Source organism: uncultured Rummeliibacillus sp., from assembly GCF_934216135.1.
Classification (GTDB): domain Bacteria; phylum Bacillota; class Bacilli; order Bacillales_A; family Planococcaceae; genus Rummeliibacillus.
In genome coordinates this window covers 1-11,954 of record NZ_CAKQBI010000005.1, presented here as the reverse complement: position 1 = coordinate 11,954, position 11,954 = coordinate 1, and the positions used below count along the sequence as shown (strand labels likewise).

The following is an 11,954-nucleotide window of genomic DNA, read 5'->3' as shown; positions in this document are numbered from 1 at the left end:
AAGTAAGTGCAAGCAGTATAGAACGTAAGATAGTTTAATGCTAAAACTTTATTTTTGGCAAATATTAAGTTTAAAGAAAGTATGTATACTGAAAAGTTTTATAGCTCATAATAGTTAAAATCATACTAGGTTAGAGTCTATGATTGGAATGCTTATTCAATTGGTATAGTAAAAAAGGGGCTCGATAATGCTATTGTTTTGCTATTTTGATATCACAATTTACTCAATATTGAGGCTTTTTAAAGTTTGTTTTTTGTAGTGCTATAATTAAGTTGATTCAAATAAAGGAGGATTTCATAACGATGGAAATCACAGCAATTGCTACTATTACAAATAGTGAAGGCACAAAATCCATTCTAGATTTAGACATTCCTATACTTATTGATTTATTGCCTGCGCGTAAATTCAAAGTAAAAACTGTATTACAATCACTTGGACATACAAATGTTGAAGTTGAATCTGTTAATATGGAAGTATTTAAAGCAAAAAGTACATTAAACGGTACAAAACAAGAAACAACTATTGAATTTAGCTACGCTTTACGCGGTGGAGATCGTTTATTTGAACTAAAAGAATTACACGGCATTATTAAATAGGTTAAGATTTTAACTATTAACCAAAACATATATGTAATTGATTAACAAAAAGGAACGCATTAAGCGTTCCTTTTTGTTATATTTTTATTCTCTGTAAGCGAAGAGCATTTAATACAACAGATACGGAGCTAAATGCCATTGCGGCACCAGCAAGCCATGGGGCAAGCAGGCCGGATGCAGCTATTGGAATCCCGACAGAGTTGTATGCAAGTGCCCAAAATAAGTTTTGTTTAATATTACGAACAGTTAGGTGACTAATCTTCACCGCATCAACTACTTTCAATAAATCGCCTTTCATAATCGTAATATCGGCTGCTTCAATGGCTACGTCTGTACCTGTACCCATAGCTATTCCAATATCAGCCTTTGCAAGTGCAGGAGCATCATTTAATCCATCTCCAACCATTGCAACATGGCGATTTTCTTTTAAAAGCCTTTCAATTTCTGCAGCTTTTTCTGTAGGTAAAACACCTGCTATAACTTGATTAATACCGACATCATTTGCGATGGTAGTAGCTGTCTTTACTTGGTCACCTGTAAGCATAATTGTCTCAATTCCCATTTCTTGCAATTTAGAAATTGCCTCTTTTGAAGTTTCCTTTACTGCATCTGCTACAGCAATTGTCGCGACATGTTGTTGGTCAATCGCTACATACATAACCGTTTTGCCCTCATCTTCAAAATGACTGTTACAGTTAATCTGAAAATCATGATGATTGAATAATTTACGAGTCCCTATTACAATTTGCTTATCTTCGACAGTTGCTTCAATACCTTGACCGGGAATTGCTTTAAATGATTGAACTATTGGTAATTCACTAAAAGCTTCAGCATATGTTGTTATGGCTGTTGCAATAGGATGCTCAGAATTTTTTTCAGCTGCTGCTATAAGAGGAATTATAGATTCCTTTTTAAACTGATTGAGTACTAAAAAATTTGTCACAACAGGTGTCCCTTTTGTGATGGTTCCGGTTTTATCAAAAACAATCGTGTCTATCGTATTTGTATGTTCAAGAGCTTCGGCAGTTTTAAAGAGTACTCCATTTTCAGCAGCACGACCAGAACCAGCCATAATGGATGTTGGTGTTGCAAGACCGAGAGCGCATGGACATGCTATTACTAGTACAGCTATCATTCGTTCAAGAGACTGTGTAAAATCGCCCTCTGTGAAAAAGAAATAGCTAGCGAAAAATGTGATTACAGCTATCGTAACAACAACTGGTACGAAGATTGCTGAAATTTGATCCGCTAATCGTTGAATAGGCGCTTTTGAACCTTGAGCTTCTTCCACTACTCGTATAATGTTTGAAAGAACTGTATCATGACCCACTTTAGTTGCTTGCACTCTTAATGTTCCGTTTTCATTTATAGTAGCTGCATACACTGTGTCACCGCTAGATTTATCAACAGGTAAACTTTCACCAGTCAACATTGATTCATTCACTGCAGAATCCCCAGAAACTACAATTGCATCAACTGGAATAGATGATCCTGGTTTGATGACTAGTATATCTCCTAATTTAACTTCTCGAATAGGTACTTCTAATGGTTTACCATTGCGTTCTACAAATGCAGTCTTCGGTTGTAATTGAATGAGTTTCTTTATTGCATCAGATGAATGGCCTTTTGCACGTGCCTCAAATAATTTACCCAGTAAGATTAATGTAATTAAAATTGCACTTGTTTCAAAATATAAATCTAAATTATGCATACCAATATGCTCTCGATTTTGAAGTACAATATAAACACTGTAGAAGTATGCAGCAGATGTACCTAATGCTACAAGTACATCCATATTGGCACTTTTATTTCGAAGTGCATAATAAGCACCTTTGTAAAATTGCCATCCGATTCCAAATTGAACGACTGAAGCAAGAGCCCATTGAACATAAGGGTTCATCAGAAATTCAGGAACATAAATGCCTTTTGTAAATGAAAAATGTGCGAACATGGTCCACAGAAGAGGAAGTGAAAATATTGCCGAGATGATAAAAACACGTGTTTTTCGTACAATCTCCACTTCACGATGGTCCTGTTCTTGATCGTCTTTATGAATAACAGCATCATATCCGAGTTTTTGTATTTTGGCGATTAATGCTTCTTCATTTAATTGTTTACTGTCATAGGATATGTGACCAGTTTCAAGTGCTAAGTTAACGGTTGCTAGTTCTACACCTTCTAACTTATTGAGTCCACGTTCAATACGAGCAGAACAAGCTGCGCAGGTCATCCCTTGTATATCAAGTGTCACTTCTTTGTTTGTAGTATTTGATGTTGCCATCGAAAACGCTCCTTTTATATACCTATATAGGGTATAGAAACATGTTAAAAATAACTGCAAAAAATGCAGTTATTCGAATCTTATTTAACAATATATCCTTCTTCTTCAATTGCTTCTTTAATATTTTCAGTTGTGACTTTTGAATTGTCATAATCTACATCTACTAGGCCTTTTTCTAAGTTTACGCTTACATTTTGTACACCATTTAAACTTCCAACGCCATTCTCTACAGCTTTTACGCAATGTCCACAAGACATGCCTTCTACATTTAGTTGGATTTTTTCTGTCATGATAAAAACACTCCTTATTTTCTCATTAGTTTTTGGAAGGTTGTAACTAGTTCATCTAATACGGTTTCATCACCATCAGCTAAACGCTCTTTAACGCAACCTTTTAGATGTCCATCGAGTAATACTTTGGCAACACTATTTAAAGCAGATTGTGTAGCGGAAAGTTGAGTAATAATATCATCGCAATAGACGTCTTTTTCAACCATTCCTTTTATACCGCGAATCTGACCCTCAATTCGATTTAAACGAGTAGTTAAATCCTTTTTTACTGAATCTGGATGATGACTTTTACGACAAGAATGATTTGTGCATTCTTCTACCAAACGTATTCGCCTCCTATTTAGCTATACGATAGCATACCTAATAGGGGTATGTAAATGAATAGAAACTGAACTATTTGTAAAGAAGTGACAATCAGTCAAAAGGATGATTGCATGGACGTATTGAATATATTATGATAAGTATCTATGTTAATTATGTAACAATATTGAAATTATTTATTGAGATAAAAAATGTTATGATAGAAATGTATAGAAGGTAATTTAATTGGTTATTATAAATTAGTAGTAGCAACTTTTGCATAGGAGCTACGTCATATAAAATATAAGAAATAGAAGAGGTGGAAGGCATGTCAAGAAATGTAGATGTAACAAAAATAATTGCGAATTTATCAAAACTTGGCGTTAAGGCAACGACTACAAAGTCACGCTTAGAATTACTAAAAGCATTAGCACCACCAAAATCATCTCCACAAACTCAAAACTAACTCTAAAAATTAATTGACTTCGGTATTGCATAGCCGAAGTTTTTTATTTATGCAAAGCAAATAAAAAAACAGCTTAAGAGAGGTAAAATACATTCTCTTAGGCTGTTTTTTATAAAAGCAATATATAGAGGGATTTTAAACTTTAAAAATCATCATCGTCATGATTTCCGAACATATAAGTTTGATGATGGAATTTCATACTAAATACTAATCCTAATGCCAGTGCATTCCCCATCATTGAACTACCGCCATAACTTATAAATGGTAAAGGAATACCTGTGATTGGTAGAACTTGAGTTGTCATACCGATGTTTTCAAAAACATGGAAAGTTACCATCGCAATAATCCCTGCGCAAACATATGTGCAGAAGGGATCTTTCATTTGTAAAGTAAGTTTTGTTAAATGGAAAATTAAGAAGAAGAACAAACAAATAACAATACTTGCTCCGATAAACCCGTATTCTTCACCGACTACACTAAAGATAAAGTCTGTGTGATTTTCAGGAACATATACTTCACGGTGTTTAAAACCTTTCCCAAATATTTCACCAGATCCTATAGCGTTTAAAGAAGAAATTAGATGATATCCATCTCCTGATGAATAAGAGTAAGGATCTAACCAAGAATAGATACGGGCAAATTGATATGCTTTAAAACCAAGTTTCTCAGTTAAAAAATCTTGCATATATAATGCCATCCATAGTAAAGAGCCGCCTAATGTTACGGCACTTATCACAACTGGTAAAATAATCTTCCAAGATATACCAGCAACGATTATAACAGCTGCTGTAATAGCAAGGAAAACTAATGATGTACCAAGGTCAGGTTGCTTCATAATGAATGCCAATGGAACCATTAATACTAAAAGGATCTTTCCCAAAAGCTTAAAATCTGTTTTTAAAGATTTGATTGGGTTACTTTCATGGTGTTTACTTACAGTTCGTGCAAGCGCAAGTATAAAGAATGTCTTCATAAACTCAGATGGTTGAATATCGGCAAACCCTAAGTGGAACCAACTCTTGGCACCATTTCTTGGTTCAGCAATTTGTCCAACACCACCTGGAGAAACCATTAAAATAATCAGGATGAATATCCCTAATCCATATAAATACCACGCCATTTTTTTATATTGGTCTGGTTCAAAATACATCATAACAGCAACGATACATGCACCTACAAAATACCAAAAGAGTTGTTTTGGTACAAAATTAATACCGTACTGTCCTGAAGTTTGTGCAGATGCAATAGCAAGTACACTGACGATGCAAAATAGCATCATTATAAAAGCGAGCGTCCAGTCGAAACGATCGGAAAAAGTTCTCTTTGAATTCATAGTAGTCACCTAATCTAGTAGATTTAACATAAGGTTGTCTAAGCCTCTCGGACCCTTCAATTCCTAGGTCGGAAATCTTGTGTTTTTGATCCGGAATAAGGAGCCTCAACCTCTCAATTATTATAGCCTATATTATTGTACCATGCTCTTGTACAAAGTTGTGACGAAATCGAATCACAAATGTTTCAAATTTTGCATTTACATCTTATAATAAGAATGGAAATGAGGTGATCGACTTGGCAAAAAAAATGCGAGATGCTGACGACTTTTTACATCACTTATATGTACATATGAACGAATTAAACCAATTTGTTATTTTTAGTGGTTTAACTTTCCGTGAATTTGTCTCTGCAGTCGGTCCGCTTCAAAATATTTTGCTTCTAAAGAATGAATACGAAGACGGTTCATTTAACATGCATACACGGTTAGAGTTCGTAGAGGATAAGGGGATTGCAAAGTTCGTCAAAAAGGCTATGGATTCAAAGAAAGACTTATGTTGGATTGATTTTTCAGATGAACTGAAGTTAAATTTGTTAACACCACAAGAACAAGCTGAATTGCTCTATATTGGACATAAAAAAGAGCCGCTTCGCTCACCGTTCTATCATCAATTACAAAATAAGTATGTCTATTTATCGAGCGAAGAAGAAAAAGTTTCAAAAATATATTTTCGCGATTTAAAAGATGTCCTAAAATTAATAACACAAGTATTTAATGGGGTTATACAAGAGAAAGAACGCCCTACAACTTTTTGGAGAAGAAAGGTAAGCAATCTAGTTCCTTTCTTTACAGAAGAAATGATTCGGAATTTTCACGAGGATGTAAAAGATGGTGTATTATTTTCTATATATAAAATAGAAAAACCGAAGATTGCGTATGTTATGGAATTACGTAATATCTCAGATGATTATTTTCCAGATGAAATATGGGACGATTTGAATAGTATATTGAAGCAAAAACCTGATAAGATCTTAGAAATCCATAAATAACAGCTCTTATTTATATCTTCCTAATAATGGTTTTTATTTATAACATATTAAAGATTCCTACATATGATAAGTAGGAATCTTTTTATTTTTGATGCAATATTTTTTCAGAGTGCTATTATAGAAATGTTATTTTTTTAAGTATCTATTTATAACTCAGAGTTCTGTCAACAAGTAAGGATATTTAGAACGTGACTATGTTAATTGTCCTATCTATTATTAGAATATGGATTCTGCAAAAAAGGCGGTCTGTTGCAATATGCAGAGCGCTACTTTTTAAAAAAGAAAATTAAGTGCATTTACTCGATAATCATGTAAATAAGTGATCTATGTTTAGACAGTAATCACTTCATGAATCATTACGGTTCATGCTAAACTATGAATAGAAAAAATCTGGAGGAATTTAAACCCATGAAGAAAAAATTAGGCTTATTATACGGCGGTAAATCAGCAGAACACGATGTCTCTTTATCAACTGCAAAGGCCGTTATACAAGCATTACACTTTGATAAATATGATGTTTTCCCAATTTTCATCACACGTGAAGGTGAATGGAGAAGAGGAGAGCAACTTTCAGTACCCGTAGAAAGCATTGAAGAATTACAATTTGGCAAAGATGTTAAAGTATCAAAGCCAAATGATATATCAAGTTTCTTACTAGAAGAAAATGAAAAACCATTCGATGTCATTTTCCCTTTGTTACACGGTACTAACGGTGAAGATGGAACAGTTCAAGGATTACTTGAAGCATTGAACTTACCTTATGTAGGAAATGGCGTTTTAGCATCAGCTGCTGGTATGGATAAAGTTGTGATGAAACAATTATTTGAAATTGCAGGGTTAAACCAAGTTCCTTACGTATATTTCATCCGTAGTGAGTGGAAAAAAAATCAAGATGCTTTGATCGCTAAAATGGAAGAAAACTTAACTTGGCCAATGTTTGTTAAACCAGCAAACTTAGGATCAAGTGTTGGTATTAGTAAAGCAACAAATCATGAAGAACTTATAAAAGCAGTTGAACTTGCTTTAAAATATGACCGTAAAATTGTCGTTGAAACAGGTATTATTGCACGTGAAGTTGAAATGGGCGTTCTTGGTAATGATGAACCTAAAGTTTCTGTACCAGGGGAGATAAAACCTGTAACAGATTTCTACGATTATGATTCAAAATATAATGATGATAAAACAGATTTGTTGATTCCTGCGCCTGTAACAGAAAAAGTAATCGAAAAAATGTCTGATATGGCTATCCGTGCGTTTAAAATTTTAGATTGTTCAGGTCTTGTACGTTCAGACTTCTTTGTAACAGCAGAAGATGAAGTATATATCAATGAAGTAAATACAATGCCAGGTTTTACTCCTGTAAGTATGTATCCAATCTTATGGCAAAATACAGGTTTAGCTTATGGTGATTTAATCGAAGAACTTATTACATTAGCGATTGAACGCCATGCAGAAAAACAACAACTTCAATACCAATAAGAGAGATTGAGTGTGATCTATTGTGAAAAAGACATTACAACAAATTGCCAAATGGTTAAAAAGTGATCAAGATATCCGAGAAGATATTATCGTGACAGGTGTTTCTATTAACACACGTACATTACAAAAGGGTGATTTATTTATCCCATTCCATGGTGAAAAAACAAATGGCCATAAGTATGTTAAACAGGCATTTGAAAATGGAGCAGCAGCTTCGCTTTGGCAAAAAGATGAGCCTAATCCACCTAAGGACGTACCGTTAATTTTTGTGGATGATTCTGAGAAGGCATTACAAGAAATGGCACATGCATATCGAGCAGAACATCAAGCGACATTTATCGGTGTTACTGGGTCAAATGGTAAAACATCAACCAAAGACTTAATCGCTGGAACACTTTCTCCATACTTTAAAGTTCAGAAAACAGAAGGTAATTATAATAACCAACTAGGCCTACCACTGACTATTTTATCTTTGGATGAAGATACTGAATTTGCCATTTTAGAAATGGGTATGGATGGTTTTGGTCAAATTGAATTTTTAACGAAAATGGCAAAACCAAAATATGCAGTTATTACTAATATTGGTGAGGCGCATATGTTAGCGCTTGGCTCACGTGAGGGAATTGCAAAAGCTAAATTTGAAATTATTCAAGGACTACAACCTGATGGCAAGTTTTTCTATGATGGGGATGAACCGTTATTAAGACATCTAGTCAAAAATGCTTCAAATTTAAATGCGATATCATTTGGTTTAGAATCATCAGATGACTTAAAGGCATCGCATATTGAATCTACTGAAAGCGGTAGTTCTTTCAATGTTGAAGGTACCATTAATGGAGAGTTCTTTATCCCAGTACTTGGACGCCATCAAGTGAAAAATACATTAATCGCCATTTTAATCGCCCATGAAATTGGTTTAACAGATGAACAAATTCGTGAAGCTTTAAAAAATGTATCGCTTACTAATATGCGTATGCAATTAGTGAACGGTGATCAAGGCATTTTATTTGTAAATGATGCATATAATGCTGCGCCAACTTCTGTTAGAGCTGCTTTACAATTCATACAATCAACTAATTTGCGACCAGACAAATGGGTGGTTCTTGGTGATATGTTGGAATTGGGTGAATTAGAGCGACAATTCCATGAAGATTTAGCTGATGCGATTGATCCATCTAATATTCATCAAGTATGCTTATACGGTCCTCGTATGAAATGGTTATATGATCAACTACAAGGTAAAGTGGTGGATGAAAATTTACTTTGGACAGATGATAGTTATGATAGAATTATCGAAAAAATACGCCAAAATGCGGATGAAAATTCAATTATCTTATTAAAAGGTTCACGAGGTATGGAATTAGAACGTGTACTGCAAGCATTCACTCATTAATTTATAGATTAAAACAAGGGTACCTAGGGAAAACTACTTTTTCTAGGTACCCTATTTTTATAAATTGCAATGGATGATGGGAGGAAAATAAGTGAAAATAGGTGTATTGCTATTGCACGGATTTACAGGAGGATCCTATGAAATAAAGTCATTCTCAGATTATCTTGAACAAAATACTTCATGGACTATAGAGGTACCAATATTATCAGGCCATGGCGAAAAACTAAATTTAGATTTGTTCACGGCAGAGCATTGGTTAATGGATGCAGAGATTGCTTATAAACGTCTGTCTAAAAAGGTAGATGAAATTTTCATCGTTGGATTTTCTATGGGTGGAATTATCGCCATGTATTTAGCTTTAAGATATAAAGTAAAAGGACTCGTTCTGTTAAGTCCTGCTGCAAGGTATATTCGTACTAAACAATTAGTTGTTGATTTAAATGATTTATTTTTGGATTTTATGCATGGAGATTATAAAGAAAACGAATTCTTTAGGCTATATGAAAGAAAAGTAATAGATGTTCCCATATCAGCTGTTAAAGAGTTTACCCGTTTGGTACATAAAATGTCTCCGTATTACGAGAAAATAAAAGTGCCTGTATGCATTGTTCAAGGAGATAAAGATGAACTGGTACCCTACACAACAGCATCGTATCTATACCATAAAATAGCAAGTAGAAAAAAATTATTAATCATTTCACCAGAAGGGAAGCATTTAATTTGTTATTGTAAGGATGCGGAAAAATGGTTTAAAAAGGCATTAGCATTTCTTTATAGCTGCAAATAATAGTCTGAACATTTTGAATGATAGTAAATAATTGCGCGAATGAATTACCCGTGATAGAATATTGAAAGCAATGGATACATTTTGTGTAGACTCTCCGAGAAGATGGAGAGTACTTTTTTTGAACATTACGGTTTATTCTAAATTTATGTGTGAATCACAAAGAATTGAACCGCTCGGCAAAGACCGGGCTTTCCCTTTTCATATAAAATTCCTCTGTCATAACAGAGATTTAATAAGTAACGGAAACGTTCCTAACATAAGGCTCGATTTGCCCTATTTTCATCTGAAAATGTAACCATTTGTCAAATGCATAAGCAAAGAAGGAGAATGAGAAGTTTGACAAATTTTTCAGAACTAAATATTAGTGCTTCTACTCAAAAATCCCTTAAACGTATGGGTTTTGAAGAAGCAACACCAATCCAAGAAGGTACTATTTCATATGCTCTAGAAGGCCGTGATATTATCGGTCAAGCACAAACTGGTACAGGTAAAACTGCCGCTTTCGGTATTCCACTAATCGAAAAAGTAGACCCAAAAAAGACTGTAGTACAAGCTCTTATTATTGCCCCTACTCGTGAACTAGCAATTCAAAGCTCAGAAGAACTTCATAAAATTGGTTATGATAAACGCGCACGTATTCTTTCAGTATATGGTGGTCAAGATATTAGCCGTCAAATCCGTGCACTTAAAAACAAACCACAAATAATTGTAGGTACTCCTGGTCGTATTCTTGACCATATTAAACGTCATACTTTAAAACTTGAAAATGTTGAAACACTTGTTCTTGATGAAGCAGATGAAATGCTAAATATGGGATTCATCGATGATATCAATGCAATTCTAGAAAATGTACCATCAGAACGCCAAACATTATTGTTCTCAGCAACAATGCCAGCTCCAATCCGCAAAATTGCTGAAACTTTCATGAAAGAACCAGAAATTGTAAAAATCAAATCAAAAGAAATGACAGTTGAAAATATCGATCAATATTTCGTAAAAGCTCAAGAACGCGAAAAATTCGATGTTCTATCACGACTTTTGAATGTTCACCAACCAGAACTAGCAATCATTTTTGGTCGTACTAAACGTCGTGTTGATGAATTATCACATGCACTTAATATTCGTGGCTATCTTGCAGAAGGTATCCATGGGGACTTAAGCCAAGCAAAACGTCTTTCTGTACTACGTCAATTTAAAGAAAATAAAATCGATATCTTAGTTGCGACAGATGTTGCAGCACGTGGATTAGATATTTCAGGCGTTACACATGTATATAACTTTGATATTCCACAAGATCCAGAGTCATATGTTCACCGTATTGGACGTACTGGCCGTGCCGGAAAATCAGGACTAGCAGTTACATTTGTAACACCACGTGAAATGGGTTATTTACGTATTGTAGAAGAAACTACTAAAAAACGTATGACTCCATTAAAACCACCTACTGCTGATGAAGCATTAGTTGGTCAACAAGCACTTGCAGTGGAACATTTGAAAGAACTTGTTGAAAAGAATCATTTAAGTGATTATCGCGCAATGGCTGAAGGATTATTAGCTAATCATGATGCAATTGATTTAGTAGCTGCAGCACTTAAATCACTAACTAAAGAACCAGATGATACACCAGTGAAAATTACAGAAGAACGTCCATTACCAATGCGTCGTTCAGGTGGAAATGGTCATGGTCGCAGTGGTAGTCGCGGTGGTTATCGTGGTAACCGCGGAGGTAATAGCCGTGGTGGAGATCGCGGAGGTCGTCGTGGTGAACGTAACAATCGTCGCGATGGCGGACGTCGTGACGGAGGACGTCGCGATGGTGGACGTCGTCAAACACGTCGTAGCGAAGACTAAAATACAAAACAAAATAAGTTTCACGCAAAGACCTTCAAATCATGTAATTGATTTGAAGGCCTTTTTATTTTTTAAGGACGATGAAACTTATTTGAAAAGTTATTCGTAAATAAGGGCTCTTTGTAAATAGTTGGGGTGGGGACACAATTCTCCACCCTTATCCTATTGTGTTACCTATATCTTTATATT

General features: G+C 34.7%; 10 protein-coding genes and 1 pseudogene. 7 read left to right on the top strand and 4 right to left on the bottom strand.

Annotated elements, in window-relative coordinates; genetic code table 11:
- The first annotated feature begins 302 nt into the window (after positions 1–302).
- The gene (locus Q0977_RS04645; RefSeq protein ID WP_124217458.1) at positions 303–596 is read left to right on the top strand and encodes a hypothetical protein; all 294 of its coding nucleotides are present in this window, start codon (positions 303–305) and stop codon (positions 594–596) included.
- A 76-nt stretch (positions 597–672) separates the two neighbouring features.
- Here the strand turns inward: Q0977_RS04645 and Q0977_RS04640 are convergent.
- The 3 genes and pseudogenes from Q0977_RS04640 to Q0977_RS04630 all read right to left on the bottom strand — a co-directional run.
- A pseudogene (locus Q0977_RS04640) lies at positions 673–2,835 on the bottom strand (heavy metal translocating P-type ATPase); the annotation flags it as partial.
- Between the two features lie 122 nt (positions 2,836–2,957).
- Positions 2,958–3,167 (bottom strand): copper chaperone CopZ, encoded by a 210-nt coding sequence (gene copZ, locus Q0977_RS04635; RefSeq protein WP_119415983.1) that lies wholly within the window; start codon positions 3,165–3,167, stop codon positions 2,958–2,960.
- 14 nt (positions 3,168–3,181) lie between these two features.
- On the bottom strand, positions 3,182–3,490 hold the full coding sequence (locus Q0977_RS04630; RefSeq protein WP_233548077.1) for a metal-sensitive transcriptional regulator: 309 nt from the start codon (positions 3,488–3,490) through the stop codon (positions 3,182–3,184).
- Between the two features lie 305 nt (positions 3,491–3,795).
- Here Q0977_RS04630 and Q0977_RS04625 point away from each other — a divergent pair, with 305 nt between their 5' ends.
- A complete protein-coding gene (locus Q0977_RS04625; RefSeq protein WP_164489537.1) occupies positions 3,796–3,933 on the top strand; it encodes an Lmo0850 family protein in 138 nt (45 codons plus the stop codon).
- A gap of 142 nt (positions 3,934–4,075) precedes the next feature.
- Here Q0977_RS04625 and rodA read toward each other — a convergent pair whose 3' ends face one another.
- The gene (gene rodA / locus Q0977_RS04620; RefSeq protein WP_119415981.1) at positions 4,076–5,266 is read right to left on the bottom strand and encodes a rod shape-determining protein RodA; all 1,191 of its coding nucleotides are present in this window, start codon (positions 5,264–5,266) and stop codon (positions 4,076–4,078) included.
- 227 nt (positions 5,267–5,493) lie between these two features.
- Between rodA and Q0977_RS04615 the strand changes: the two genes are divergently transcribed.
- From Q0977_RS04615 to Q0977_RS04595, 5 genes are all read left to right on the top strand, one after another.
- The gene (locus Q0977_RS04615) at positions 5,494–6,255 is read left to right on the top strand and encodes a hypothetical protein (protein WP_367269441.1); all 762 of its coding nucleotides are present in this window, start codon (positions 5,494–5,496) and stop codon (positions 6,253–6,255) included.
- A 408-nt stretch (positions 6,256–6,663) separates the two neighbouring features.
- Complete coding sequence (locus Q0977_RS04610) at positions 6,664–7,734, top strand: D-alanine--D-alanine ligase (protein ID WP_119415979.1); 1,071 nt, start codon at positions 6,664–6,666, stop codon at positions 7,732–7,734.
- 22 nt (positions 7,735–7,756) lie between these two features.
- Positions 7,757–9,127, top strand: a complete 1,371-nt coding sequence (gene murF, locus Q0977_RS04605; protein ID WP_299510993.1) for a UDP-N-acetylmuramoyl-tripeptide--D-alanyl-D-alanine ligase — start codon at positions 7,757–7,759, stop codon at positions 9,125–9,127.
- Between the two features lie 91 nt (positions 9,128–9,218).
- The gene (locus tag Q0977_RS04600) at positions 9,219–9,914 is read left to right on the top strand and encodes a carboxylesterase (protein WP_119415977.1); all 696 of its coding nucleotides are present in this window, start codon (positions 9,219–9,221) and stop codon (positions 9,912–9,914) included.
- 336 nt (positions 9,915–10,250) lie between these two features.
- A complete protein-coding gene (locus Q0977_RS04595) occupies positions 10,251–11,765 on the top strand; it encodes a DEAD/DEAH box helicase (protein ID WP_119415976.1) in 1,515 nt (504 codons plus the stop codon).
- The last annotated feature ends 189 nt before the right edge of the window (positions 11,766–11,954 follow it).

Excerpts from the sequence above, each read along its gene's own strand:
- Q0977_RS04645 (WP_124217458.1), top strand. The coding sequence starts at position 303 with ATGGAAATCACAGCAATTGCTACTATTACAAATAGTGAAGGCACAAAA.
- copZ (WP_119415983.1), bottom strand. The coding sequence starts at position 3,167 with ATGACAGAAAAAATCCAACTAAATGTAGAAGGCATGTCTTGTGGACAT.
- Q0977_RS04625 (WP_164489537.1), top strand. The coding sequence starts at position 3,796 with ATGTCAAGAAATGTAGATGTAACAAAAATAATTGCGAATTTATCAAAA.
- rodA (WP_119415981.1), bottom strand. The coding sequence starts at position 5,266 with ATGAATTCAAAGAGAACTTTTTCCGATCGTTTCGACTGGACGCTCGCT.
- Q0977_RS04610 (WP_119415979.1), top strand. The coding sequence starts at position 6,664 with ATGAAGAAAAAATTAGGCTTATTATACGGCGGTAAATCAGCAGAACAC.